General features: G+C 69.9%; 20 protein-coding genes and 3 tRNA genes. 7 read left to right on the plus strand and 16 right to left on the minus strand.

The window, feature by feature from the left end; genetic code table 11:
- Nucleotides 1-32 precede the first annotated feature (32 nt).
- Both ACEYYH_RS16525 and ACEYYH_RS16530 read left to right on the plus strand, forming a co-directional pair.
- The gene (locus tag ACEYYH_RS16525; RefSeq protein ID WP_374975404.1) at nt 33-509 is read left to right on the plus strand and encodes a winged helix-turn-helix transcriptional regulator; all 477 of its coding nucleotides are present in this window, start codon (nt 33-35) and stop codon (nt 507-509) included.
- Between the two features lie 155 nt (nt 510-664).
- On the plus strand, nt 665-2,899 hold the full coding sequence (locus tag ACEYYH_RS16530; RefSeq protein ID WP_374978248.1) for a LuxR C-terminal-related transcriptional regulator: 2,235 nt from the start codon (nt 665-667) through the stop codon (nt 2,897-2,899).
- A 24-nt stretch (nt 2,900-2,923) separates the two neighbouring features.
- Here the strand turns inward: ACEYYH_RS16530 and ACEYYH_RS16535 are convergent, their stop codons facing one another.
- Entirely contained in the window at nt 2,924-3,379 is a 456-nt protein-coding gene (locus ACEYYH_RS16535) for a carboxymuconolactone decarboxylase family protein (protein ID WP_374975405.1), read from the minus strand.
- 149 nt (nt 3,380-3,528) lie between these two features.
- On the opposite strand from ACEYYH_RS16535, the gene ACEYYH_RS16540 reads away from it, so the two are divergent.
- From ACEYYH_RS16540 to ACEYYH_RS16550, 3 genes are read left to right on the plus strand one after another with little or no spacing between them, the layout of a single operon-like run.
- Nucleotides 3,529-5,640, plus strand: coding sequence for an MMPL family transporter (locus tag ACEYYH_RS16540; protein ID WP_374975406.1), 2,112 nt, complete (start codon nt 3,529-3,531; stop codon nt 5,638-5,640).
- A complete protein-coding gene (locus tag ACEYYH_RS16545) occupies nt 5,609-6,871 on the plus strand; it encodes a sensor histidine kinase (protein WP_374975407.1) in 1,263 nt (420 codons plus the stop codon). Before ACEYYH_RS16540 ends, ACEYYH_RS16545 begins: the two co-directional genes overlap by 32 nt.
- Nucleotides 6,868-7,491 (plus strand): response regulator, encoded by a 624-nt coding sequence (locus ACEYYH_RS16550; RefSeq protein WP_374975408.1) that lies wholly within the window; start codon nt 6,868-6,870, stop codon nt 7,489-7,491. The genes ACEYYH_RS16545 and ACEYYH_RS16550 overlap by 4 nt, the downstream gene beginning before the upstream one ends.
- A gap of 93 nt (nt 7,492-7,584) precedes the next feature.
- On the opposite strand, the gene ACEYYH_RS16555 is transcribed toward ACEYYH_RS16550, so the two are convergent.
- From ACEYYH_RS16555 to ACEYYH_RS16570, 4 genes are all read right to left on the minus strand, one after another.
- Nucleotides 7,585-7,658, minus strand: a tRNA-Met gene (locus ACEYYH_RS16555).
- 34 nt (nt 7,659-7,692) lie between these two features.
- A tRNA-Thr gene (locus tag ACEYYH_RS16560) sits at nt 7,693-7,764 on the minus strand.
- Nucleotides 7,765-7,826: 62 nt separating this feature from the next.
- On the minus strand, nt 7,827-9,662 hold the full coding sequence (locus ACEYYH_RS16565) for a peptidoglycan DD-metalloendopeptidase family protein (RefSeq protein ID WP_374975409.1): 1,836 nt from the start codon (nt 9,660-9,662) through the stop codon (nt 7,827-7,829).
- A 351-nt stretch (nt 9,663-10,013) separates the two neighbouring features.
- On the minus strand, nt 10,014-10,820 hold the full coding sequence (locus ACEYYH_RS16570; RefSeq protein WP_374975410.1) for an inositol monophosphatase family protein: 807 nt from the start codon (nt 10,818-10,820) through the stop codon (nt 10,014-10,016).
- A gap of 100 nt (nt 10,821-10,920) precedes the next feature.
- Here ACEYYH_RS16570 and ACEYYH_RS16575 point away from each other — a divergent pair, with 100 nt between their 5' ends.
- Nucleotides 10,921-12,513 (plus strand): phytoene desaturase family protein, encoded by a 1,593-nt coding sequence (locus tag ACEYYH_RS16575; protein ID WP_374975411.1) that lies wholly within the window; start codon nt 10,921-10,923, stop codon nt 12,511-12,513.
- A gap of 12 nt (nt 12,514-12,525) precedes the next feature.
- On the opposite strand, the gene ACEYYH_RS16580 is transcribed toward ACEYYH_RS16575, so the two are convergent.
- The 10 genes from ACEYYH_RS16580 to ACEYYH_RS16625 form a co-directional block, all read right to left on the minus strand.
- Nucleotides 12,526-13,518: a hypothetical protein gene (locus ACEYYH_RS16580; RefSeq protein WP_374975412.1), complete on the minus strand. Its 993-nt coding sequence runs from the start codon at nt 13,516-13,518 to the stop codon at nt 12,526-12,528.
- A gap of 114 nt (nt 13,519-13,632) precedes the next feature.
- Entirely contained in the window at nt 13,633-14,190 is a 558-nt protein-coding gene (locus ACEYYH_RS16585; RefSeq protein WP_374975413.1) for a YbaK/EbsC family protein, read from the minus strand.
- A gap of 59 nt (nt 14,191-14,249) precedes the next feature.
- Nucleotides 14,250-14,334 (minus strand) — tRNA-Tyr (locus ACEYYH_RS16590).
- 89 nt (nt 14,335-14,423) lie between these two features.
- On the minus strand, nt 14,424-15,335 hold the full coding sequence (locus ACEYYH_RS16595) for a PfkB family carbohydrate kinase (RefSeq protein WP_374975414.1): 912 nt from the start codon (nt 15,333-15,335) through the stop codon (nt 14,424-14,426).
- Entirely contained in the window at nt 15,332-15,832 is a 501-nt protein-coding gene (locus ACEYYH_RS16600) for an FBP domain-containing protein (protein WP_374975415.1), read from the minus strand. The genes ACEYYH_RS16595 and ACEYYH_RS16600 overlap by 4 nt, the downstream gene beginning before the upstream one ends.
- A gap of 96 nt (nt 15,833-15,928) precedes the next feature.
- Nucleotides 15,929-16,840 carry a bile acid:sodium symporter family protein gene (locus tag ACEYYH_RS16605; RefSeq protein ID WP_374975416.1) on the minus strand — a complete coding sequence of 304 codons (912 nt, stop codon included), beginning with the start codon at nt 16,838-16,840 and terminating at the stop codon, nt 15,929-15,931.
- A gap of 64 nt (nt 16,841-16,904) precedes the next feature.
- Nucleotides 16,905-18,896: a glycoside hydrolase family 13 protein gene (locus tag ACEYYH_RS16610; RefSeq protein WP_374975417.1), complete on the minus strand. Its 1,992-nt coding sequence runs from the start codon at nt 18,894-18,896 to the stop codon at nt 16,905-16,907.
- Between the two features lie 113 nt (nt 18,897-19,009).
- On the minus strand, nt 19,010-19,906 hold the full coding sequence (locus ACEYYH_RS16615) for a sugar ABC transporter permease (RefSeq protein WP_374978249.1): 897 nt from the start codon (nt 19,904-19,906) through the stop codon (nt 19,010-19,012).
- Between the two features lie 115 nt (nt 19,907-20,021).
- Nucleotides 20,022-21,641 (minus strand): ABC transporter permease subunit, encoded by a 1,620-nt coding sequence (locus tag ACEYYH_RS16620; protein ID WP_374975418.1) that lies wholly within the window; start codon nt 21,639-21,641, stop codon nt 20,022-20,024.
- Between the two features lie 82 nt (nt 21,642-21,723).
- Entirely contained in the window at nt 21,724-22,953 is a 1,230-nt protein-coding gene (locus ACEYYH_RS16625; protein ID WP_374975419.1) for an extracellular solute-binding protein, read from the minus strand.
- Nucleotides 22,954-23,217: 264 nt separating this feature from the next.
- Here ACEYYH_RS16625 and ACEYYH_RS16630 point away from each other — a divergent pair, with 264 nt between their 5' ends.
- Nucleotides 23,218-23,706, plus strand: coding sequence for a YajQ family cyclic di-GMP-binding protein (locus ACEYYH_RS16630; protein ID WP_374975420.1), 489 nt, complete (start codon nt 23,218-23,220; stop codon nt 23,704-23,706).
- Here ACEYYH_RS16630 and ACEYYH_RS16635 read toward each other — a convergent pair.
- Nucleotides 23,697-24,830 carry a tyrosine-type recombinase/integrase gene (locus ACEYYH_RS16635; RefSeq protein WP_374975421.1) on the minus strand — a complete coding sequence of 378 codons (1,134 nt, stop codon included), beginning with the start codon at nt 24,828-24,830 and terminating at the stop codon, nt 23,697-23,699. The two genes, ACEYYH_RS16630 and ACEYYH_RS16635, sit on opposite strands and share 10 nt — an antisense overlap.
- Nucleotides 24,831-24,858 lie beyond the last annotated feature (28 nt).

The raw sequence follows: 24,858 nt of genomic DNA on the forward strand, positions 1-24,858 counted from the left end.
TACTTGCATCACGCAAGTGGTAGATTCGACGCATGCTCGGCAAGACGTACGACACGCAGGTGTGCTCGATCGCACGCTCCCTCGAGATGGTCGGGGAGCGCTGGAGCCTGCTCATCATCCGCGACGCCCTGTTCGCACGGGTGACGCGGTTCGGCGACTTCCAGCACAACCTCGGCATTGCGACGAACGTCCTCACCTCGCGGCTGGAATCGTTCGTCGCCGCCGGGATCATGGAGCGGGACGGCGCAGCCGACTACGTGCTCACGCCCAAAGGCCGGGCGCTGGCTGTTTCGCTCATCGCACTCACCGAGTGGGGCGACGAGTGGGCATCACCGATCGATCCCCCGATCCTCTACCGCCACTCGGTGTGCGACAACGCGGTCCACGCGACGGTGACGTGCGACGCGTGTGGCACCGTGCCCGCAGACGAGGTCGCGATCAAGATCGGGCCCGGCATGCCGGCCGAGTATCTGGCCGCACGACGCGGCGGGTCCCGCGCACAGTCATAGGCGCAGCATCCGTTCCGCGATGTCATGTGAATCGCATGATGTGGCGCGCGCGGGCTCTTGGTCATGCCGCGGGAACCCGGCGTTCCCTCGCCGTTCCCGGTGGTCACGTTTGTGGTGGCTTCGTCTGGCCCCATAGGATGCCGACCGTGCCGGACATGCTCCGTGAGTCGGTCCTGGGGGGACGCGATCTGCAGGCGGTGCTGCTCGAGAGCAAGACCCGGGTTCCACCCTGGCGAACGAATGCTGTCAGCAGACAACGCCAGATCGAGCGCGCCCGCGCCAGCGCCGCCCGCGTCGTCTCGATCGCCGCTCCTGCCGGCTACGGCAAGTCCACGATGCTCGCCGAGTGGGCGGCCACCGAGACGCGCACCGTCGCGTGGGCTTCGCTGGAGCGCACCGACGACGACCCGGCGGCACTGCTGCCGATCGTCGCATCGGCGTGTTCGAGCTTCTCGTCGGTCGCCGAGGCGGTCGTCGACGAGATGCGCGGCATCGGCGCCACCGCGCTCGGACGCTCGGCTCCCCTTCTGGCAGCAGCTGTCGGGTCCGCACCCGACGACTTCGTCCTCTTCATCGATGATCTGCATCTGGTCTCCTCGACGGCGTGCCAGGACGCCCTCGAAGTGATCCTCGCGCGGGTGCCGGCCGGCTCGCAGGTCGTCCTCGCGGGCCGGCAGGCGCCCCCGCTGCTCGCGCGGCTGCGGACTCAGGGAGTCGTCTGGGAGATCTCGGCCGACGACCTGTCGCTCGACGTCGACGACGCTCGCGTGCTGTTCGACGAGGCCGGAGCCTCCGACGTGGCCGAGAGTGACCTCGCCGGGATCGTCGCCAAGTGCGAAGGCTGGCCGACCGGCCTGTACCTGTGCGCCCTCGTCGCGCGCGCCGGGGGCGACGCCACGACCGTGACAGGCGACGAACGGTATGTCGCCGACTACCTCTACCGCGAGTGCATCGCGCGACTCCCCGAGCCGACCCAGCGCTTCCTGCGGCGCAGCGCCGTCCTCGAGCAGGTCTCACCCGAGGCCTGCAACGCCGTGCTGCAGACCGACGACGCGCGCAGCCGCCTCTACGAGCTCGAAGAGGCGAACCTGTTCCTCATCCCGATGGACAGGAAGCGCAGCTGGTTCCGCTTCCACGCGTTGTTCCGCGAGTACCTCCTCGCGGAATTGGAACGGTCCGAGGGCTCTGAGGCGGCGGCCGGCCTGCACCGGCGCGCAGCGACGTGGCACGAGGAGCAGGGCGCGCCCGCCTTCGCGGTCGAGCACCTCCTGCAGGCGAACGAGTCCGCACGTGCAGCCGCGCTCGTCGCAGAACTGGGCCTCGCCATGTACGGGCAGGGCCAGGTCATGACGACGCGGCGATGGCTGGACGACCTGGGCGACGACGTGCTCATCGCCAATCCTGCGCTCGTGGTGTCGAGGACGTGGACCGCCGTCCTGCTCGGCGAGGTACGGGAAGGGGAGAAATGGGCGCGACTGCTCGACGAGGTCGACGCGAGCGGCTTCCCTGACGAGGACCGTGTGCTGTTCGAATCCGCTCGGGCAATGGTGCGTGCCGCGATGTGCGTCCACGGCTTCCCGCAGGTCATCGTGGACGCCGCCTACGCCCTCGGGCATGAGCCCGAGGACAGCCCGTGGCGTGATCAGGCCCTTCACCTCTGGGGCTCGGCCCTCCTGTCGTCGGGAGACTCCGCCGCCGCGCGCGAGGTCTTCGAGCAGGCGGTCGAGCTGGCGACGGTCATGCAGAACCCCGACACCGTCATCCTGAGCGAGCCGGAGCTCGCCCTGATCGCGATCGACGAGGGGCATTGGGTCGCCGCCACGGCCCACGCCCAGCGCGGTGTCGACGCCATCGACGCGAGCCACATGGAGGGCTACCCGACGACGGCGCTCGCCCTCGCGGTCGCCGCCCGGGTCGCCGTGCACAGCGGCGACCGCGAGCGCGGCGAGCGCCTCCTCGCCCGCGGCATGCGCGCTCGCATCGGCTGCACCCACCTGCTCCCCTGGCTGTCGTTGCGGGTGCGCCTCCAGCTCGCCAAGGCCTACGTCATGCTCGGCGACCGCTCAGCGGCGTTCCATCTCCTCGCGGAATGCGACCGGCTGCTGGGCAAGCGACCCGACGTCGGTTCGATCGCGACGCAGATCGAGGAGTTCCGGGCCGGGCTTGCGGTCGAACCCCACGCCGAGGGAACGGTGCCGCTGACGCCCGCCGAACTGCGGCTCCTGCCCTACCTGCAGACGCACCTGACGATCGCCGAGATCGGCCAGCGTCTCTACGTGTCGCGCAACACCGTGAGCTCTCAGCTCAGCTCGATCTATCGCAAGCTCGCGGTGACGACCAGAGGCGGCGCGGTCGAGCGCGCCGTCGCGATCGGCCTTCTCGGCGGATAGGCGGCAGGTCGCCGCCTCGCTACCTCAGCGCTCGTCGTCCTGCAGGTCCTCGGCGTAGCCGAGCGCGGAGGCGATGCGTGGGGCCGCCGCAACCGCTCTCGGCAGGCCGACGACGGTGACCAGTCCGTCCATCACGGCGATGATCTCTTCGGCCGCGACACCCGCCGACAGTGCGTCGTCGATGGCGCTGCGCAGCGACACGTCCGGTGCGGACATCGCGATCAGCGCACCGATCCGGACGAGGTCCCGCGTGCGGTGGTCGAGACATCGCGACCACAGTTCGCCGGAATGGTCGGCAAGGGTGGGGTCGCCGATGCAGAACCGCCGAAGAAGCTCAGGTCCATCCAACGCCGGTCTCCCACCTTCGCGAACGAGCTGCAGAATGTTCCCCCCCAGTCCACACTGCGGCCGTCGTCGACGCACCACGCAGATAGCGTGATCCGGCACGACCTCAGTGCGACGCGGTCGACCGCACGGCACCTCGCCGCCGGGACCGGAGCGGGCGGCGTCTGGCTGAGTATCACCGAAGGCAGAGTCGCGTGATCCATCGAACGGTGGATATCGGTGTCGGCCGGTTCTGCGATGTGGTCTCGGCTTGTCGTCGATGGACTGTTGTCGTGAATCTCTTCTTGTCTCGCTTGTCCCGCTTCCTCACCGCCCGCCGCGGCGCATGGATATCACTGGGCTTCGGCGTGTTCGCTCTCGTGGCGCTGATGGGGATGCTCGGCCGTGCGGACCTGGCGACCGCCGGCGATCCTCCGCTGCCCGAGTCCGAGAGTGCTCAGGTGGCCGCGTTGGCTCATGGGTTCCCGGGTGCCGATGAACAGGCACTCCTGGTGGTGGCGACTCGTGCAGATCGAACAGCGCTCACAGCCGCAGACCTGGAGCAGCTGACATCGCTGCTTCCGGAGATCGATGCCGCGTCGGGCAGCACGTCGACCGGCCCCGTCGTCAGCGAAGACGGCGAAGCGGCGATGATTCAGGCGAGCCTGAGGATCGGCGATGACGAGGAGGCCGCGCGACAGGCAGTCGACGAGCTCCGGGGCGTGATCGCTGATCACCCGATCGAAGGAGTCGCCGTGCAGGTCACCGGCGGCGCGGCGTTCGGCGTGGACGTGGCGGCGGCGTTCGATGGCGCGGACTTCACCCTTCTGCTGGTGACGATCCTGATCGTCGCGCTGCTTCTCATCGTGACGTACCGCTCCCCGATTCTGTGGCTGGTGCCGCTGGCCGTCGTGGCGTTGGCGGACCAGCTCGCGGGCAGGGCGACGGCGGCCCTGGGCACTGCGCTGCAACTTCAGTTCGACACGGGCATCGTGAGCGTGCTCGTGTTCGGCGCAGGCACGAATTACGCGCTGCTGATGATCTCGCGGTACCGCGAGGAGCTCAACGGCGACGACGATCATCGCGCGGCATTGTCCCGGGCGTGGCGGGCCAGCCTTCCCGCGATCGCGGCTTCGAACGCCACCGTGGTGATCTCGCTGCTCACGCTGCTGCTGGCCGTCGTTCCGGGGACGCGAGGGCTGGGCGTGGCGTGCGCGATGGGATTGCTGATCGCGTTGGCCGCGGTGGTCTTCGTTCTGCCGCCCGCGCTCGCGGTATGCGGTCGCCGTGTGTTCTGGCCCGCGATCCCGCGTGCCGGCCGACCGCGGCCGCGGCCGGGACTCTGGCGACGGGTGGGGTCACACGTTGTGGCCCGCCCTGTCCTTCCGATCGTGGCGGGGGCGGTGCTGTTGGGTGTGATGGCATCCGGACTTCTCGGTGCGCAGTGGGGCCTCGGTCAGGGCGAGCGATTCCGCGTGCCGTCCGAGTCCGCGACCGGACTGGAAGTCCTCGGTGCGCACTTCGCGCCCGGTGAAGCAGAGCCGATGGTCGTGATCTCGGCAGCAGATGACGCAGCGGAGGTTGCAGAAGCGGTCGCTGACATCGCCGGTGTCGTCCGCGTGATGCCCACGGCGAAGAGTGAGGACGGCACGCTGGTGAGGTATCTGGTGGTCGGCGACACCGAGCCGGGTTCGCCGGAGGCGTTGCAGCTCGTGCGCGATGTGCGTGACTCCGTCCACGACGTCTCAGCGTCCGCGCTCGTCGGCGGGCCGGCCGGTGCCGCGCTCGATGCCCACGACGCGAACGTGCGCGACTTCCTGCTCATCGCGCCGCTCGTGCTCGCCGTCACCTTCGTGGTCCTCGTCCTGCTGTTGCGCGCCGCGGTCGCTCCGCTGGTCCTGCTGCTGGTCAACGCACTCAGTGCGACCGCCGCCATCGGGGCAGGTGCCTGGCTCGGCCGCGTCCTCTTCGGCTGGGAGGCACTCGATCTGCAGGTGCCGCTGCTCGCGTTCCTGTTCCTGGTCGCGCTGGGGGTGGATTACACGATCTTCCTCGTGCACCGGGCCCGGACCGAGGCGTTCGCACAGGACACGCGATCAGCCATGGTGACCGCGATCGCCGCGACCGGCGGTGTGATCACGAGCGCCGGAGTCGTGCTGGCCGGCGTCTTCGCCGCGCTGGGGCTGCTTCCCCTTGTCACGCTCGGGCAGATCGGGCTGATCGTGGGCGTCGGTGTGCTCGTCGATACCCTTGTGGTGCGCGCGCTCGTCGTGCCCGCACTGTTCTCACTCATCGGCGATCGGATGTGGTGGCCGAGCCGCATCCTCACAGATCGTGCACCAGACGGCGCGGGCGCGCCCGGCCCGGAGAAAGGGGTGTCCGCGGATGTCACAGCGGTTCGCGAACCCGTCGCCTGAGCCCGACGAAGATCCGAGTCTCCGGCCCCCCCGATCCTGGCGCAGGCTGGTCGGCTCGGTCAAGACCGGCCAGTCCGTCATCACCGTCGCACTGTTGGTCGCCGGCGCCGTCCGCGCCGCGGCAGACGGGACGCCGCTGCCATGGGTGATATCGGTGTCGGTGGTGTTCGGCGGCTGGTACTTCGGCGGACTGCTGCTGAGCGAACGCACACGCGATCGCGCCGCGGCCGCAGGGTGGCTCGTGAGCCTCGGGCTGATCTGGGTCGGTGCGGTAGCGGTCTCCGCCGAGTTCGTGTGGCTGGCGTTCCCGCTGTGGCTGCTCGCGGGCCTGGTGCTGCGGATGCGCTGGGCGATTCTGTTCAGCATCGGCGTGCTGGCCGTCGTCGTCGCCGCGCCGGTCATCCACACCGGAGCGACGACCTACGCGAATGTCATCGGCCCGGTCGTCGGCGGTGTCTTCGCCCTGGGCATCTCCCGCGGCTACCTCGAGCTCGTGCGCGACGGTCGTGAGCGGAGCCGGCTCATCTCGTCGCTCGTGACCGCGCACGAAGAGATGGCGCAGCTCCAGGACGAGCTCGCGCGCGCGCAGCGCGACGCGGGCGCGGTCGCCGAGCGCACACGCTTGTCGCGCGACATCCACGACACCATCGCCCAGAACCTCACCTCGATCGGGATGCTGGCCGCCGGCGCAGCTGCGACGGCACCGGCGGCGTCGGCGCGAACCTTCGGACGGATCGGCGACCTCGCACGCGAAGGGCTTACCGACGCCCGGCGCATCGTCGACGCGCTCATGCCTGCGGAGCTCGAACGCTCGGCGCTCGGCGACGCGCTGCACCGCATGCTCGACCGGCTCACCACGGAGATAGGGATTCGCACCGAGCTCCACATCGACGAGACGGTTCCCGCCCTTCCTGTCGCCGTGGAGGTCGCGCTCCTGCGCACGGCGCAGTCCGCCCTGGCGAACACCCGCCTGCATGCGAAGGCGGACCGCGTGGTCGTCAGCCTCGTCGACGGCGGCGACAGCGTACGGCTCGACATCGTCGACGACGGCGTGGGATTCGACGCCGCACGCTGGGAGGCTCTTCCGGCAGGATCCGGCGGCGGCTACGGGTTGCGCGCCATGCGCGACCGTCTGCGCGAACTCGGTGGCGGACTCGACGTCGAGAGCGCACCCGGCGCGGGCGCCGCGCTCTCGGCGTCCGTCCCGATCGTGGCGGGGGCGACGCGATGAGCGCGCTGCGCGTCCTCATCGCGGATGATCACCCGATCGTGCGAGCGGGGGTACGCGCTCTGTTCGATGCCTCCCCCGACATCGACGTCGTGGGCGAGGCCGCAACGGGCGAAGAGGCGCTGGCTCTGTCCCGTCATCTGGCGCCCGATGTGGTGCTGTGCGATCTGCGGATGGGAGACGGCATGGACGGCATCGCAGCGACCCGCGCGCTGCGGGCGCTCGCGCCCGCTCCCGCAGTCATCATCCTGACGACGTTCGACAGAGACATCGAGCTCCTCGGCGCGATCGAGGCCGGCGCCTCGGGGTACGTGCTGAAAGACTCCCCTCCAGACGCGATCGTTCGGGCAGTCCGCGACGCCGCTGCCGGCAGGCTGGCGCTCACAGCGGAACTGAGCGAGCGGGTCGTGCAGGTGCTGCGCGCCCCGCGCGTGCGGCTCACCGAGCGCGAGCAGGACGTGCTGCGGCTGCTCGACGAAGGTGCTTCCAATCAGCACATCGCGAAGACCCTGTTCGTCAGCGAGGCGACCGTGAAGACCCACCTCGTTCACATCTTCGCCAAGCTGGGCGTCGACACCCGCTCCCGCGCTGTCGCCGTCGCCCGCGAGCGGGGGCTTCTGTGACGGTGTCCAGCAAGCGCATCTTCTCCACGTGGGGAGTACACGCACCGCGAACACGAAGAAGCCCGGAAATCGTTGATTTTCCGGGGCTGTCGGTAGCAGGAGCGGGGCTTGAACCCGCGACCTCACGATTATGAGTCGTGCGCTCTCACCAACTGAGCTACCCTGCCGAACACATCCAACGGTCACGAAATGGATGCTGCGAGCCCCGAGTCAGGATTGAACTGACGACCCCTTCCTTACCATGGAAGTGCTCTGCCACTGAGCTATCGGGGCGTGCTGCCCGCAAACAGGCAACTAGAAGAGGATACCAGAGGCGCGGCATCCTTCCGAACCACTCAACCCACCGTGTGGGTCCCGTCGGTGTACTCCTGCAGCCACGGCCACGGGTCGATGGCGGTGGTGCCGTTCTTGAGGATCTCGAAGTGGGTGTGGGCGCCGTACGAGCGTCCGGTGTTGCCGGTGCGGCCGAGCATGGTGCCGACCGTCACATGCTGGCCGGGGCTGACCTGCAGCGAGCCGTACTGCATGTGCGCGTAGTGGCTCGAGACCATCTGCCCGTCGACGATGTGGTCGATGATGACGTGCACGCCGTACGCGCCGCCCGCCTCGGACGCGACGCGGACGGTGCCGTCGGCGATGGCCTGGATCGGGGCGCCGTTGCCGGGCGTGAAGTCGATGCCCTCGTGCATGCGGCCCGAGCGCATGCCGAACCCGTACGACATCGTCACGCCGACTGCGAAGGGCCACTGGATGTTCGAGTTCGGGTTGTTGCGGAACAGGTTCGAGAAGTTGCGGATGCCGGCCTCGGACGCGAGCTGCGCCGTCGTCGTCGTCGAGTAGTTCTCGGTGCGCTGCAGCTGGTCGCTCTGCGCGTCGCCGGGAGCGACGTAGGCCTGGATCTCGGCCTCGTCGATGAGCGGAGCCGAGTCGTCTCCGGCCGCGAGCACCGTGAGCGAGGCATCCGTTCCGTTGACGGCCGCGACCGCTTCGGCCGGCGTCGTCATGCCGACGGCCATGAGACCGACGATGCCGAAGACGCCCACCGAGAACGACGCGGTGGCGACGCGCTTGAACGCCGAGCCGCGACGCGTCTGGGCACGGCGGGGCGCCGCATGAGGGGCCGACTCGGCCTCGGCCTCGGGCTCAGGCTCGGCAGCCCGCTGCTGGACGGGGGTCTCGCCGGTGAAGGCGAAGAGGCGGGATGCGGCTTCGAACTCGTCGACTCCGGATGCTGCGGGCGCGGGAATCGGGCCGGTGAGGGGCTCGATCCGCTCGGTGCGGGGGCGCTCCGTGCGCGGGCGCGACGCCTTCGGCTCCGCAGGCTGCGAGGCACCGGACCCGGCGACGGGCTGCGAGGCACCGGACCCGGCGACGGGCTGCGCGGTCGGCGCCGTGGTCGCGGTCTGCGTCGGCGCTGCGGCCCGGGGCGCGGCCGTCGTCTGCGGCTCGGCGTGCTTCGGGGCGGGCTCCGTCGACTCCACCGACGCCTCTGTCGGCTGCGATGCTGCGGCCTCGACGACCGGCACCGTCGTAGAGGCGGTCTCGGCAGCCTCGGTGGCGAGGAGTCTCGCGAACGTGTCGGCCATCCACGTCGAGGCGGTCTCGGTGGGAGCCGCGCTCGAGGCGGGCGCCGGGACGGCGGTGGTGGAGGCGGGCGACTCGGCGATCGCGACGGGCTCGAGCAGCTCGAACGGCTCCGCGGGGGCGAGCACGGTGTCGAGCAGCGGCGCCGGCTCATCGCGGGTCGGCAGCTCGGCCTCGAACGTCGCGGCCGGCCGCTCCGGCTCGGCGGGGGCGACGGGGGCGATCGGCGGCACGACCGTGACAGGCTGCTGGGCGGTCTGCGTCCGACGGGAGCGGCGGCTCACCTGCTCGACGGGCGCGACCGAGGACGCGGCAGCGGCGGCGGACGAACGGGCGCGGGCTCGAGGTGCGACGGGCGCGACGACCGGGCCGGGCGCGACCGGGAGCTCGACCGACGACGGCGCCGGGGCGACCGCCTCGATGGGCGTCGCCGCCGGAGCGGGAGTCACGGGAGCCGCAGCCGCGGCGGCCTGCTGCGGCGCAGGAGCCTCAGGAGCCGAGGCCTGGTACGTCGTCGCCTCGGGCTTCACCGCAGGCGCGGCGTCCGCAGCATCCGTCCGCTTCGCGTCAACGGGACGACCCCACACGACCGCGGGACGCTCGGGAGCCGTGCTCGCGGCCTGCCGCCGTGCGGTCGCACGCCCTGCCCCCGAAGTCTCCGGGGTCGCCTGAGCAGGCGCTGCGGAGGGTCGGCTGGAGCGGCGCGTGGGCGCAGAACCAGCCTGGGGGGCGTCAAAAGGCAAAGCGGAATCGGGCTCTCAGGTCGTGCCGCGAGGGGGGTGTTCGCGACAAGGCGGTCTGCGGGCAGTAGACCCCTCCGCCGTTCGGGAGGCGAAGGTAACGATCGGGTAAACCCTACCCCGGGCGTCCTGGGAATGCCATGTACGGCTCGGATTTCATGACGCGCGTTGCATGAGGATTCGATGAGAACGCCGTCATCACGAGAGTCCGGCGGCCTCCGCGAGACGGTCGAAGATCGCCGGCGTCGCAGCCACGACGAGGGGGGCACGCGGGCCGCCGTCGGGCTCCGCGCGCCCGAAGCGGCCGCCCGCCTCGGTCACGAGCAGCGCCCCGGCCGCGAGGTCCCACGGCGCGAGCCCGCGTTCGAAGTAGCCGTCGAGGCGGCCCGCGGCGACGTACGCCAGGTCGCTCGCCGCGGATCCGCCGCGGCGCAGATCGCGCGCGGGCACCGCGGGCATGACGCGGCCGATGAGTTCGATGTCGCCGGGCCGTGTCGCCGGGTCGTAGCCGAAGCCCGTCGCGAGGAGCGCGCCGGCGCCACCGACCTCGGGGTTGACGGCGAGTCGGTTCACACCCAGCCACGCGCCCTCACCCCGGGCGGCGTGGAACATCTCGCCGAGCACCGGGGTGTAGACGACGCCGGCCAGCGCCTCCCAGGTGCCGGGCGTCGGCTCACCCTGCACCGCGGCGATGCTGACCGCGTACGCCGGGATCCCGTAGGCGTAGTTCACGGTGCCGTCGATCGGGTCGACGACCCACGTCACACCGCTCGCGCCGCGGTCGCCGCCGGTCTCCTCGCCGAGGAACCCGTCGTCGGGTCGGGCCGCGGCCAGCCGGGCGCGGATCAGCGCCTCGACCTCGCGGTCGGCCTCCGTCACGATGTCGGCGAGGGCGGTCTTCGTCGCGGCGATCGCGACGCCGGCCTCGCGGCGCGTCCGCGCGAGCTCCCCGGCTTCGCGGGCGATGTCGATGGCAAGGGATTCGAGGTCGTGCTCGAGGCTCATGGCTCCACGCTAACGAACCGGCGCCGACATCCGAGGGCCGGGCGGGCGAGCGACGCCCGACATCGCAGGCTCGGACGACCGGCTGGGTAGCGTGGTGCGCATGGTCGCTGCCGCCCGCCCCTCCCGCTACGACGTCGCCATCGTCGGCGGCGGTCACAACGCCCTCGTCGCCGCCGCCTACCTGGCCCGGGCCGGACGCTCGGTCGTCGTCCTGGAACGGCTCGACCATGTCGGCGGCGCCGCGGTGTCGGAGCGACCCTGGGCGGGCGTCGACGCACGGCTCTCGCGCTACTCCTACCTCGTCAGTCTGCTGCCGCGGGGCATCATCGACGACCTCGGACTCGACATCCGTCTCCTCCGACGCCGCTACTCCTCCTATACCCCCGATCCGGCGAGCCCGTCGCGCGGGATCCTGATCGATACGGCGGATGCTGCGGCCACCGCCGACTCGTTCGCCCGCGTCACGGGGAGCACCGGCGAAGCACGGCGGCTCGCCGACTTCTCCGACCGGATCGCGCCGGTCGCCCGTCTCCTCTTCCCCTCGATGACGCAGCCGCTTCATCGCGAACGGGACGTGCGGGCGGGCCTCGCCGACGATCGGCTCTGGTCCGACCTCTTCGAACGCCCCCTGGGCGAGGTGCTCCGGTCATCGTTCGCCACCGACATGGCCCGCGGCATCGCCCTCACCGACGCCCTCATCGGCACGTTCGCCTCGGCCGACGACGAGAGCCTGCAGCAGAACCGCTGCTTCCTCTATCACGTGATCGGCGGCGGAACCGGGCACTGGGACGTGCCCGTGGGCGGCATGGGCCGCGTGACCGCCGAGCTGTCACGCGCCGCGAGCGAGGCGGGTGCCGAGCTGCGCACCGAGACCGAGGTGACCGCCGTGACCCCGGACGGCGAGATCACGCTCGCCGGGGGCGGATCCGTGCACGCACGACTGGTGCTGAGCGGCGTCGGCCCCGCCGTGCTCGCACGCCTGCTCGAGGCCGGCGGCGCGGGAGCTCCGCTCGCCCCCTCCCCCGCACCCGAGGGCGCGCAGCTGAAGGTCAACATGCTGCTGAAGCGGCTTCCCCGCCTGCGCGACGCCCGCGTCGCACCCGAGGCCGCGTTCGCCGGCACCTTCCATGTCAACGAGACGATGACCCAGCTCGACGACGCATATCGGGCAGCGGCGGGCGGCAGCATCCCTGATCCCCTCCCGGCCGAGATCTACTGCCACTCCCTCACCGACCCGAGCATCCTCGGCCCCGAGCTGCGCGCCTCAGGTGCGCAGACCCTGACGCTCTTCGGCCTGCAGGTGCCGCACCGGCTCCTCGACGGACGGGACACGGATGCTGCGCGCGCAGCGCTCCTCGAAGCGGCCCAGCGCTCGCTCGACGCGGTGCTGGGCGAGCCGCTCGCCGACTGCGTCTACGAGGCACCGGACGGCACGCCGTGCATCGAAGCGCGGACCACCGCCGACCTCGAGCAGTCGCTCGGGATGGTCGGCGGCGACATCTTCCACGGCCCGCTCTCGTGGCCATGGGCCTCCGGCGACGAGCCGCTCGACACTCCCGCCGAGCGCTGGGGCGTGGCGACCGCGCACCCGGACGTGCTGCTGTGCGGCTCAGGTGCACGCCGCGGCGGCGCGGTCAGCGGCCTCGGCGGGCACAACGCGGCGATGGCCGCGCTCGAGGTGCTCGCGCGCTGACACGCACCGAGATCAGGGGCGCGGCGGCAGCGGCGGGGGCGGCGGGTAGCCCTCGTACCCGGGCTGCGTCCTCGGCTGCTCAGGAGCCGGCGGCGCGGGAGCCGGCGCCGGTTCCGGCGCTGCGGCAGGCAGCTCCGCGACCGGAGCCGGTTCGACCCGCGTGAACACGTGCGCACCCGGCGACGGGTAGCCCGTGTAGTAGGCGTTCCAGTCCGGCGAGCCGTCGGGAAGCATCGGCAGCGGCGTCACCGCGTCGACGTACGTCGGCCAGGGCAGAAGCTCCTGAGTGCCCGGCGCCGCGGGGGCGGCAGGCGCGGCCGGGGCGGCGGCGGGGTACGCAGCGTACGGACGCGGCTTCTTCGGCGCGAGGAGGACGTTGATGAGCGGCACGAGCGCCGTGCCGACCGCCGCCAGGATCGCGACGGCGACCACGATGCGCCAGTAGATGTCGGCGAAGTACAGCCATTCCCAGAACGCCAGCGGGACGATCAGCAGGGCCGCGAGTCCGACGACGAGTGCGATCGTGATGACGACCACGGTGCGGGTGAAGGGCGTGTCGTGACGCTGGAACGCCTTGATGTAGAGGCGCACGTGCAGCAGCACGAGCTGGAGGATGAGCACGATCAGCAGGAACTGGATCACCCGCGAGAACCCGAGCCACGGGAAGCGGTCGGGCATCCAGATCATGATCGCGCCGATCAGCAGCGCGATGATCCACGAGGCCAGGCTCGCGAGCGCGAACCACGCGGGGCGCCGGGGCGCGAGGTGGGCGTCGAGGATCGCGACACCGGCGAAGCCGGCGAGGAGCAGGATCGTCAGGAACGCCCGTCCGATGAGGCCGTTCTGCCCGCCGATGAGCACCCAGACGACGCAGACCAGCGCGGCGGCGATGAGAGCGCCGATCGCGACCCAGATGGCGATCCGCAGCAACGGCGAGGGCGAGGCATCCGTCCGCCCTGCTTCCGCTCTCGGAACGGGCGTCGCATACGGATCGGGCGCGGTCATGGCGTTCCTCTCGTGACGCGGGCGGTGTGCCCGCACCGCCCATCCTGACACGCCGACCGGCGGCGCTGCAGGCCATCGCGGGCCCGGGCTCGAGCCTCGAAGGGGACGGATGCCTCAGCCCACGGCGCGTCCGAGACCCTCGACCAGTTCAGCGCCCGGGAGGGCGAGCAGCGCGCTGCCCGGGAGGAACAGCTTGCTGCCGCGCACTCCCCCGCCGATGACGACCTCGGGCGCCGCGGCGACGGCGGCGTCGACGAGTATCGGCCAGTCCGCGGGAAGCCCGATCGGAGTGATGCCGCCGTACTCCATGCCGGTGAGCGCGACGGCTTCGTCCATCGGCGCGAACGAGGCGCTGCGCACGTCGAGGCGCCGCCGCACGACGCCGTTGACGTCGGCGCGGGTCGTCGCGAGCACCATGCACGCGGCGAACCGCACGTCACCGCCGCGCTTGCCCTTCACGACGACGCAGTTGGCCGACGCCTCGGGCGCGACGCCGTACCGCTCGCAGAACGCGGCGGTGTCGGCGAGCGCCGCGTCGATCTCCGCGACCCCCACGCTCGCCGCCACGGCCGCATCGAGCAGCGCGAGGCCCCTTGCGACGACGGGACTGACGAGCTCGGGATGCCGCGTGGCAGCCTCCGCGGTGAGGGTGCCGGTGGCCGTCCAGGTCATCGCCTCAGGCTAGCCGCCCGAAAACCACGAAGCGCCCCGCGATGCGGGGCGCTTTCGGATGGTGGCGAGTGAGGGATTCGAACCCCCGAAGTCTAAGACGGCTGATTTACAGTCAGATCCCTTTGGCCGCTTGGGTAACTCGCCAAGTGCGCACCCGTCCGACTTTTCCAGACGACCGGAGGCGCGATCCACCATCTTACGCGTAGATCCCCGAGGTCAGAAATCGAGCGGATTCACGTGCCGATGCGGTCGAGATCGAGGCTCTCGAGCGCGCTCGGAGTGCGCAGCAGCGCCCCCTCGAAACGGCACGTCGCGGCCGCGGCATCCATCGCCGACACCAGCACCGTGTCCCACTCCTCGGCGCTCTCCGGCGACCCGGCCAGGAGTGCGGCGATCGTGGCGGCGAACGCCGCATCGCCCGCGCCCATCGTGTCGACGATGCGGCCAGGCAGGTTCGAGATCGGCCGCGTCACGACGACGTCGCCGGCCTCGATCGTGGCGCCGGCGGCGCCCTCGGTCGCCAGCACCGCGCGCGCGCCAAGGTCGATGAGACGGGCGCGCAGGGCGTCGAGCCGATCGTCGTACAGCAGCGCGGCGTCGTCCTCGCCGACCTTGACCAGCACGGCACCGGCCGCGAGCGCTTCGAAGCCGCGCACGAACTCGTCCTTGTCGTGCATCATGCCCGTGCGCGGGTTGGGATCGACAGCGACGGGCGCCTCGGCCCCGGCGATCGCCTCGGCCAGCTCAGCCGCCTGCTCGGCGTCGTCGAACGCGAAGCAACTCACGACCACGAGGTCGGCGTCCGCGAAGGCCTGCCGCTCGGCCTCACCGAAGCGGATCCGGCGCCGCTGCGAGGCCTCGTTGAACTCGTAGACGGGCTCCCCCGCGCCGGAACGCGTGCTCACCGCGCGTGCCGTGCCCAGAAGCGACGGCGTCGCCAGGAGCTCGACCCCGAAGTCCGCGAGATAGCGCCGCACACGAGATGCGGGCTCGTCGTCGCCGAGCATCGCGACGAGCGTCGCGGGCACGCCGAGCCGCGCGAGGCCGACCGCGACGTTGAGCGCGGCCCCGCCGACGAACTCCCGCACGCCGTGGTCGTCACGCAGCTCGTCGATGAGCGCGTCGCCCACCACGACGACGGTCATCGCGGCACCCCCGCGGTCTCGAGCACGCGGCCGACGAAGGCCTCGGTGCGCCGACGCGTGCCGTCGATCTTCATGTCGACGCTCGCGCGCACCTCGTTCGGCGCCAGCGGCGGCGCGAGGCGCACGTTCTCGTGGCACGACAGGTCGGCGCAGATGTAGGTGCCCACGCTGTCGCCGTGCACGCCGGCCTCGCCGGCCTTGCGCGCCGTGTACATGGTGACCTGATCGGCGGGCTGCATCGTGTGGCACAGATTGCAGAGCGCCGCGCGCGCGTGGGACGAGCCCTCGGCGCCACGCAGCACGATGCCCGCCGGTTCACCGTCGATCTCGGCGATCAGGTAGCCCCGGCCCCGCGTGCGCGGGTCGCGCCACGCCAGGAAGTCGAGGTGATCCCAGTCGGTGAGCACGAAGTCGTGCGGCAGGGTGACGAGACGCAGCTCGTCGGCGGAGGCGTTCACGAACGCGGAACGCAACTCATCCTCGGTCAGTGGGCGCATGGCACCTCCTCGCCCGCCCAGTCTACGAAGGACGACGGATGCCGCCACCCCGGCGTGTTCGCGCACGCCGGGCGGCAGCATCCGTCGCCCTCGCCGTCAGGCTGACGCGGCGGGGGTCGCCCGGTCGTCCACGGCGCCGGAGGCCGACTCGCCCGCGCCGCCCGAGCGGTCGCGGATCAGGAAGCCGAAACCGAACGCGATGAAGAACATCAGCACGCCGTACACGGCCGCCGGCAGCGACAGTTCGACCGAGCCGAGCACGGTCTGCGCGATGACGATCGCGAGCGTCGCGTTGTGGATGCCGATCTCGAACGACGATGCGATCGACTGGCGCCTGCCGACCTTCACCAGGCGCGGCGCGAAGTAGCCGATCGTGAGGCTGATGAGGCAGAACACGATCGTGATGAGCGAGAGGCGCCCGAAGTTCTCGACGAGGAGCGCCCAGTTCTGCACGACGGCGCCGGCGATCACGACGACGAGGATGATGACGGATGCGATGCGCACCGGCTTGTCCATCGCCTTCGCGAACCGCGGCCAGAAGCGGCGCACGATCATGCCGAGGGCCACCGGAAGCAGCACGATCGCGAAGACCTCCATCGTCTTGGCCCACTGCATCCCGAGCTGGTCGTCGAACGGGTTGAAGTAGAGGATCGCGAGGTTCGTGATGAGCGGGAGGGTGAACACGGCGATCACCGAGTTCACGGCGGTGAGCGAGATGTTCAGGGCCACGTCGCCCCGGAAGAGGTGGCTGTAGAGGTTGGCGGTCGTGCCGCCCGGCGACGCCGCGAGCATCATCATGCCGACCGCGAGGATCGGCGGCAGCTGGAACGCGAGCACGAGGCCGAAGCAGATGAGCGGCAGCAGGATCAGCTGGCACACCAGCGCGACGATCACCGCCTTCGGCTGCTTGAGGACGCGGGCGAAGTCGCCGAGGGTGAGGCTCAGGCCGAGCCCGAACATGATGATTCCGAGGGCCACGGGCAGGCCGATGGTGGTCAACGCTGACATGGGACTCAGTGTGCAGGATGCTGCGACCCCGTGTCACGGGTTGTCCACAGGCCGCGACCGTTCGTCAGGCGGACTCGACCTGCTCCGCAGGCGTGGTCTCGTCGGCCGACACCACGCCGCGCGACACCTCGTCCGCCGTCGCCGATGCGGGCTCGGGCGCGGGCACGTCGACGCCGGCGAGCCGCCACACGGCGAACGCGGGGCCGTCGGCTGACAGCAGCACGGAACCGTCGTCGGCCACCGCGAGGGTCGCATCGCCGAGGAGGGCCTCCGCGCCCGCCGCGCCCGGCACCGCGCCGGCCGGGACCTCGGCATCCGCATCGCCCTTCGCCGCCAGCACGAGCAGCGTCTCGTCGGCCGACTCCCGCACGAACACCACGGACTCGTCGTCGACGTGCACCCAGCGCAGGCCGCCGGTCGACAGCGTCGGGTGCGCGTGACGCAGCGCGACGAGCTCGCGGTACAGCGCCAGGCGCTCGGCTACGGCGGGCTCGCCCACGCTCCCCCATGGGATCGGCGTGCGGCTCGCCTCGCCGTCGACGCCGACGAGGCCGAACTCGTCGCCCGCGAAGATCACGGGCAGGCCGGGCAGCGTCATCATGAGCCCCGCCGCAACGGGAATCGTTCCCGGAGCCGCGTTCGTGGCGAAGCGCCCGGTGTCGTGCGTGTCGAGCGGCTGCATGTTGCCCAGGCGCACGCGCCACGGGATGCCGGCGGTGAAGCGCACCACGGCGTCGACGAACTGCCGCGCGGTGTAGCGCGGGATGCCGCCGATCGGCTGCGTGAAGAACCAGGGCTCGGTCTCCTCACGGCCGTCGTACGTGACGTACGGCGCGTGGGTCGGCTCGGACAGCCAGCCCCACACCGGCCGCGTGAACGACGGATACGTCATCGCCCCGTGCCAGCCGTCGCCCTGCAGGTCGCTCGCGGCGTCGTTCGTCGACTCGCCGAGCAGGATCGTGTCGGGGTTGATCTCGATCATCGTGCGCCGCAGCAGCTGGCGCACCTCGGCATTCAGATCGACGGACCCGAGGCGCCCCGTCATGTTGGCGACGTCGATGCGCCAGCCGTCGGCGGAGTACGGCGGCTTCAGCCACTTCGCGACCACCGAGTCGGGCCCCTCGATGAACCGGTCGCGCAGCTCCCGCGACGCCCAGTTGAACTTGGGCAGCGTCGGCACGCCCAGCCACGACGCGTACTCCGTGTTCGCGTCATCCGTGAAGTAGTAGAACTCCTCCTCCGGCGCACCGGGGTGACCGAGCGCCGCCTGGAACCACTCGTGACGATCGCCCGAGTGGTTGCTCGTGAGATCGCCGATGACACGGATGCCGCGCGCATGCGCCGCTTCGATCAGCCGGACGTACGCCTCATCGCCGCCGAGGAGCGGGTCGACGCGATCGAAGCTCGACGCGTCGTAGCGGTGGTTCGACGCTGCCGGGAAGATCGGCGTGAGGTACAGCAGGTTCACGCCGAGCGACACCAGGTGGTCGAGCTTCTCGATGACCCCGTCGAGGTCGCCGCCGTAGAACTGCTGCGAGCGCGCCGGCACGACGGGATCGACGGGGTCGTCCCACTTCGCCGGGATCGCCCAGTCGGGGGTCGGATGGGTATCGGCCTGCGCCGACCGCGCGAAGCGGTCGGGGAACACCTGGTACATCACCGAGTCGGTGAGCCACGCCGGCGGCGCCGGGTACGCGACGAGCGCGAAGTCCTCGGCGTCGAGGGTCTCGATCGTGTGCAGGCCGGTCTGGTTCAGCCACTCCACCCGCCCGTCACCGCCACCATCGGTGCTGTGCAGGAGCACCCAGCGGTACCCGTGACGCGGGTTGCGGACCGTGACCGAGGCCTCCCACCAGTCCCAGCCGTCCGCGGTGCCGAGGGGCGCAGCATCCGTCCACTCCGGCTCGTGATCGGGATTCGAACGCGTGCGCACGGCCGCGAGGGGTCCGTAGCCCGCCGGCACCCGCAGTCGCACGGTGACCACGTCGCCGAGCTGCGGCGCGAGATCGGACACGTACAGCGGCGAGCCGTCGTGGTGAGGGAGGAGGGTCGTCATGGCTCGGCCTTTCGTCAGGCGGGCGGTGGCGGTGCTCGCCTCGATCATCGCAGAGCGGATGCTGCGACAGCACGCAGCTGACGCGGCATCCGCTCTCCGATCGGCGTCGCGGATCAGCCCTTCGTGGCGCCCGCCGTCAGGCCGCCGACGATGTACTTCTGCAGCAGAAGGAAAACGATGACCACCGGAATCGCCGCCATCACCGCACCCGCGGCGAAGCCCGACCAGTCCGCGTAGCGCGGGTTCGACACGAGCTTGGTGAGCCCGACGACGAGCGTCTGCTTGTCGGGATCGATGAGCAGCACGCTCGCGATCATGTACTCGTTCACGATGCCGATGAACGACAGCAGCCCGACGACGGCGAGGATGGGTGCAACCAGGCGCAGGATGATCGTGAAGAAGATGCGCGCGTGGCCGGCGCCGTCGATCTTCGCCGCCTCGTCGAGCTCCTTCGGGATCGTATTGAAGAATCCGTACATGAGGTAGGTGTTCACGCCCAGCGCGCCGCCGAGGTAGATCAGGATCAGACCGCTCAGCGTGTTGAGTCCGATCGCCGGGAACCAGTCGCTGATGGAGCTGAACATGAGGAAGATCGCCACGACGGCGAGCATCTGCGGGAACATCTGCACGACCACGATGGTGATGAGGCCCACGCGGCGGCCGGTGAAGCGCATGCGCGAGAAGGCGTACGCGGCCAGGGCCCCGATGAACACCATCGTGAATCCGGTGATCAGCGCCACGATCATGGTGTTGAGGAACCACTGCGGGTACGGGATCTGCGGGTCGGTGAGGATGCGCACGTAGCTGTCGATGCCGACCGCCGAGAACAGCTGGTTGGTGCCGGTGAGGGTGCCGCTCGGGTTCAGCGACGCCGACAGCACGTACAGCAACGGGAAGATCGCGAATGCCGACACGACGATCGCGACGACGTGGCGCCAGCCGGTGTCGGCGAACCACTTGCCGAACGGGCGACGGCGCGCGGGCCGCTCGGCCCGCGGCGAGGGCGCCATGCCCGGGGCCGCGGTCTCGAACTGCTCGGCGGCGCTGCCGCCGGCTACGGCGAGGGTCGCGTTCTGCGTGACGGGCTTGCCGGGGTGGGCGAGACGCTCCTGAGATTCCGACATGTCAGTTCAGCTCCTCGAGGGCCTTGGTCTTGCGGAAACTGATCACGGCGATGACGGCGACGACGATGAAGATCAGGATCGTGAACGCCGAGGCGAGACCGTAGTCGCGGTTCTGCCCGGTGAAGGCGACCTTGTACACCATCGAGATCAGCAGGTCGGTGTGTCCCGCCGGTATCGCCGTGTCCTCGAATCGCGGACCGCCGCCGGTGAGCATGTAGATCAGGTTGAAGTTGTTGAAGTTGAAGGCGAACGACGCGATCAAGAGCGGCGTCACCGTGACGAGCAGGAGTGGCAGCTTGATGCGGCGGAAGATCTGCCACGGGCTCGCACCGTCCATCACGCCCGCTTCATTGACCTCTTCGGGGATGCCCTGCAGTGCTCCCATGCACACGAGGAACATGTACGGGAAGCCGAGCCAGAGGTTGACCAGCAGCACCGAGAACTTCGCGATCCACGGGTCGGTCAACCAGCCGATCTCGGCCCCGCCCAGGAGCACCTGGTTGATGAAGCCGAAGCTCTTGTTCATCATGCCCGCCCAGATGAGGGCCGACAGGAACGCCGGGAATGCATAGGGCAGGATCAGCATGATCCGGTACCCGTTCTTGAACCGCATGCGCTTGTTCTGGAAGAGCATCGCCAAGAGCAGCCCGAGGAAGAACGTGGTGGCCACCGAGACGATCGCGAACACGAACGTCCACGCCGTCACCGCCAGCAGCGGTCCGCGGATCGACGTGTCGGTCAGGGCGCGGACGAAGTTGTCGAAGCCGACGAAGACCTGCCATCCGGGCAGCAGCTGCTCCCCCGACTCGGAGGTGAAGGCGCCCTCGCCGTCGTCGGTGTAGACGGTGCCGGTGGCGGTGTCGGTCATCGTGTCGGCGGCCGGGTCGTACACGAGGGTGGAGGTGTAGAGGTAACCCTTCTGGCCGTCCTGGGTGCGGATCGCCCCGTCATTGGGGTCGTCGGTGTACGGCACCGCGAGCTCTTCCACCTCGTTGCTGCGCGCGAGCACGTCTGCGAAGGTGAGCGTGGTCCAGCCGTCGACGGCGACGGCCTTGCCGCCTTCCATGGTGGCGTCGACCTGTTCGAGCGGCTTCTGGTTGGTGCCGAGCGACGCTTCGCCGTCGGTGGGGTCTGTCACCAGGAGGCCGAGCTCGCCGACGCGCTCGACGACGGCCACGTCGAACGTCGGCGAGTCCTCGACACGGACGAGGGATGACCGCATGAGGGACGCGATCGCCTGGTCCTTGGAGCCGTTGTGGCCGGTGCCGTAGTTGGTGAGGCCGATGTAGGCGGTGTAGCTGAGGGTGAAGATCTGGAAGACGACCAGCAGGATGATGCCCGGGGTCAAGTACTTCGCGGGGATCTGCTTGCGGGAGAAGTAGATCCAGTTCACGAGGATCGTCACGGCCGTCACCAGCGTGAGGACGAGCCATTCGTTGTGCAGGAAGAGGACGAAGACGGCGTAGAGCGCGACGGCGTCCACGATCGCCAGCATCACGATCTTGAGCACGATCCAGCGCAACCGGCCGCCGGCGGCATCGGCCATACGGGCGGCGCTGCGCTGTCTCGGCGTCTGAGGCGGGGCCGTCTCGTCAGTCGCGGTGGAGAGAGTATCGGTCATCGATCATCCTCATCATCGGGACCGGGACGGATGCCTCGGCATCCGTCCCGGTCGCCTGTCACGGTCGTGAGACCGCAGGGTGTTACTTGATGGCGGCGCTCACGTCGTCGGTGAGCTTCTGCCACGTCGCCGTCGGGTCGGCGCCGTTGATGATCGCGGCCTCGGCGATTCCCCAGTACTGCCACACGGCACCCATCGCGGGGATGGCGGGCATCGGGACGGCGTCGGCACCGACGGTCTGGAAACCGGCGATGATCGGGTCGGCGGCCGCCGTGTCGGCAGCAGCGGTGAGGGCGGGCAGCACATTGCCGGCCTTGAACAGCTCGAGCTGGACGTCCTCGGTGCCGATGTAGTTCACCAGGAAGTCGTTCGCGGCGACCTTGTTGTCGGACTCGGAGCTCACGAAGAAGCCCTTCACGCCGGCGAACGGCTGAGCGGGCGCGTCGGTCGGGCTCGCGATCGGGTCGATCGCGACGTTGATGCCGGCGTCGGTCGCGGCGCTGACGTTCCACGGGCCGGTCAGCCAGAAGGCCGCCTCACCCTCGATGAACTTCGTCTTGGCGATGTCGCCGTCGACGTCGGTGTTGAAGTTGCCGGCGGCACCCTGCGCGCCGAGCCAGCTGGCGAACTGGAAGCCGCCCTCGTTGCCGATCTGCAGGTCGGTCGGGTCGTAGTTGCCCTCGGCGTCGGTGCCGAACACGGGGGCGCCGAACGCCGTCTGGAACGGGTACAGGTGGTACGGGTCGCCCTCGACGCCCTGCTGGACGACGAACGGGGTGGTGAGACCGGCGGCCTGGCCCTTCGCGATCATGTCGTCGAAGCTCGTGGCCGGCTCGGGGATGATGTCGGCGTTGCGGAGGATGGCGATGTTCTCGACCGCATACGGGAGCATGTACGTCGTGCCCTCGTAGGTCGAGGCCTGCAGCGCGACCGGGAGGTAGTCGCCGGCAGTGTCGCCGAGCTCGATCGGGGCCACGACGCCGTTGGTCGACAGCTCACCGAGCCAGTCGTGGGCGCCCATGACCACATCGGGCCCCTTGCCCGTCGGGGCCTGCTGAATGAAGTCGTCCTTGATCTTGCCAGTGTCCTTGCCCACCAGGTCGACCTTGACGCCGGTCTTCTCGCTGTACGCGTCGGCCGCGCCCTTCAGCGCATCGACGCGCTCGGAGTCGACCCAGACGGTCAGCGTCGACGTGGCGTCGCCCTCGTCGCTCGAAGCGGTGTCGTCACCGTTGCCCGCGCAGCCCGCGAGGACGATCGACGCGACGGCGAGACCGCCGAGCGCGAGCCAGCTCTTCTTGTTCACCTTCATCGGTGCAGTGCCTCTCTGGAGTGCTGAGTGAGTCCGGCCGCACTGCCGGTCGCGACGGTGCGGGTTCGACTCTCGCTCGCGAATGCAAGCGCTTACATTTCTAACTCAGCAGGCGCCATATGGCAACACCGGCTTCGGATCGATATCTCGCCGTGACTTTCGGCGCTCGCATGGAACCGCTTGCACGCCATACTCCCACTGGAACCGCTTGCAGCAGCATCCGTTCTCCCGCGCCGCACGGCACCCGCCGATAGACTGCCCGCCATGGCAGATTCTTCGTTCGACATCGTCAGCAAGGTCGACCACCAGGAGGCGGAGAACGCCCTCAACCAGGCACGCAAAGAGATCGAGCAGCGCTACGACTTCAAGGGCACCGGGGCCTCGGTCGAGTGGAGCGGTGAGTCCGTGCTCATCAAGGCCAGCACCGAGGACCGCGCGAAGGCCGTCCTCGACGTCTTCCAGTCCAAGCTCATCAAGCGCGGCATCTCGCTGAAGAGCCTCGAGTCGGGCGAGCCCTTCGCCAGCGGCAAGGAGTACCGGATCATCTCCACGATCAAGGACGGCATCTCATCCGAGAACGCGAAGAAGATCTCGAAGATCATCCGCGACGAGGGCCCCAAGTCGGTGAAGTCGCAGATCCAGGGCGACGAACTGCGCGTGCAGTCCAAGTCGCGCGATGACCTGCAGGAGGTGCAGCGCCTGCTCAAGGCCGCCGACCTCGACGTCGACCTCCAGTTCGTCAACTACCGCTGACGCGAGCCTCTGACCTGGGTTTTTTCGGTTCCAGTCCGCAGTGAGTCCGCAGAATTGCGGATTTCCGCCATGAACGATGCCGTTGCAGACCTCGTCTTGTCCTCGGCGGACGGCCAGAGGTGACTGTAGACGTTCAGCGTGATCGATGGTGTGGAGTGGCCGAGCGCTCGCTGCACAGTGACGACGTCGCAGCCCTGCGCGATCAAGTTCGACGCGAACGTGTGCCGGAGGGTGTGCAGGGTGATCTCGTCGGGCAGTCCCGCCGCCTCCCGGATGCGGCGCCACTCCTCCGCGGCGTTGTTGCGGTGCCAGAGCCGGCCGAGCGGCGTGACGAAGAGTTGCTCGTCGTGGGCCGTCACCTGCTGACGCTGGACATGCGCGGCCAGTGACGCGATCAGCGCGTCAGGGACGTAGACCGTGCGCTCGGACTCGTATTTGGGCGGCACGACCTGGGCGGTGGTGTTCGTCGCACCCTGCACCTGCCGCGCGACTGTGATCGCTCGCCCGAGAAAGTTCACGTCGCGCAGCTGCAGACCGGCTGCCTCGCCGAGTCGGAGGCCGGCGAAGACGCATACTTCGACGAAGCCGCGGAAGTCTCCGGCGGCATCGAGAGCGGCGTTGACCTCCTCTGCGGACAAGATCCGCATCGCGGCTTCGGCCTTACGTCCTCGTGGCGCCTTGACGCCGACAGCCGGACTCGACGCGATGACTTTGTCCGCGACGGCGGCGCGGAACGACATCTGCACGTAGTTGAGGCGCGTCTTGATGGTGGATGCCGCGAGCCCGCGTTTCGACTCGTCAGCTACCCACGCCTGGGCGTGCGAGGACTTCGCGCCCGCGATGGGGCCGTCGCGCCACGGGACGCTCTGAACCGCGACAGCCGCGGCCTCGTGCGTGCCCAGCGCCCAGGATTGTCGCTCCATCCACCGGGTCGTCCACTCCGCCCACGTGATGCGTCCCGCTTTGGGGTCGACATACTGGCCGGTGACGACGGCCGCAGCGACTTCGTCGAGCCATCGTTGCGCGTCGCGCTTGAGGGTGAAGTGGCGGGCGTGCTCCCGTCCGGCGTCGTCGCGATAGCGAGCGCGCCAGACGCCGTCAGCTCTCTGCTTGATCGAGGCCATCGTCCGGTTCCAGGGACCGCGATGGCGG

Origin of the sequence: Microbacterium trichothecenolyticum, from assembly GCF_041938625.1 — a bacterium.
Lineage (GTDB): Bacteria > Actinomycetota > Actinomycetes > Actinomycetales > Microbacteriaceae > Microbacterium > Microbacterium trichothecenolyticum_D.

Excerpts from the sequence above, each read along its gene's own strand:
- ACEYYH_RS16630 (WP_374975420.1), top strand. The coding sequence starts at position 23,218 with ATGGCAGATTCTTCGTTCGACATCGTCAGCAAGGTCGACCACCAGGAG.
- ACEYYH_RS16570 (WP_374975410.1), bottom strand. The coding sequence starts at position 10,820 with ATGAGCCTCGAGCACGACCTCGAATCCCTTGCCATCGACATCGCCCGC.
- ACEYYH_RS16620 (WP_374975418.1), bottom strand. The coding sequence starts at position 21,641 with ATGACCGATACTCTCTCCACCGCGACTGACGAGACGGCCCCGCCTCAG.
- ACEYYH_RS16525 (WP_374975404.1), top strand. The coding sequence starts at position 33 with ATGCTCGGCAAGACGTACGACACGCAGGTGTGCTCGATCGCACGCTCC.
- ACEYYH_RS16600 (WP_374975415.1), bottom strand. The coding sequence starts at position 15,832 with ATGCGCCCACTGACCGAGGATGAGTTGCGTTCCGCGTTCGTGAACGCC.
- ACEYYH_RS16605 (WP_374975416.1), bottom strand. The coding sequence starts at position 16,840 with ATGTCAGCGTTGACCACCATCGGCCTGCCCGTGGCCCTCGGAATCATC.
- ACEYYH_RS16580 (WP_374975412.1), bottom strand. The coding sequence starts at position 13,518 with ATGACCGCGCCCGATCCGTATGCGACGCCCGTTCCGAGAGCGGAAGCA.
- ACEYYH_RS16545 (WP_374975407.1), top strand. The coding sequence starts at position 5,609 with ATGTCACAGCGGTTCGCGAACCCGTCGCCTGAGCCCGACGAAGATCCG.
- ACEYYH_RS16595 (WP_374975414.1), bottom strand. The coding sequence starts at position 15,335 with ATGACCGTCGTCGTGGTGGGCGACGCGCTCATCGACGAGCTGCGTGAC.
- ACEYYH_RS16635 (WP_374975421.1), bottom strand. The coding sequence starts at position 24,830 with ATGGCCTCGATCAAGCAGAGAGCTGACGGCGTCTGGCGCGCTCGCTAT.
- ACEYYH_RS16585 (WP_374975413.1), bottom strand. The coding sequence starts at position 14,190 with ATGACCTGGACGGCCACCGGCACCCTCACCGCGGAGGCTGCCACGCGG.
- ACEYYH_RS16610 (WP_374975417.1), bottom strand. The coding sequence starts at position 18,896 with ATGACGACCCTCCTCCCTCACCACGACGGCTCGCCGCTGTACGTGTCC.
- ACEYYH_RS16625 (WP_374975419.1), bottom strand. The coding sequence starts at position 22,953 with ATGAAGGTGAACAAGAAGAGCTGGCTCGCGCTCGGCGGTCTCGCCGTC.
- ACEYYH_RS16530 (WP_374978248.1), top strand. The coding sequence starts at position 665 with ATGCTCCGTGAGTCGGTCCTGGGGGGACGCGATCTGCAGGCGGTGCTG.
- ACEYYH_RS16575 (WP_374975411.1), top strand. The coding sequence starts at position 10,921 with ATGGTCGCTGCCGCCCGCCCCTCCCGCTACGACGTCGCCATCGTCGGC.
- ACEYYH_RS16550 (WP_374975408.1), top strand. The coding sequence starts at position 6,868 with ATGAGCGCGCTGCGCGTCCTCATCGCGGATGATCACCCGATCGTGCGA.
- ACEYYH_RS16615 (WP_374978249.1), bottom strand. The coding sequence starts at position 19,906 with ATGGCGCCCTCGCCGCGGGCCGAGCGGCCCGCGCGCCGTCGCCCGTTC.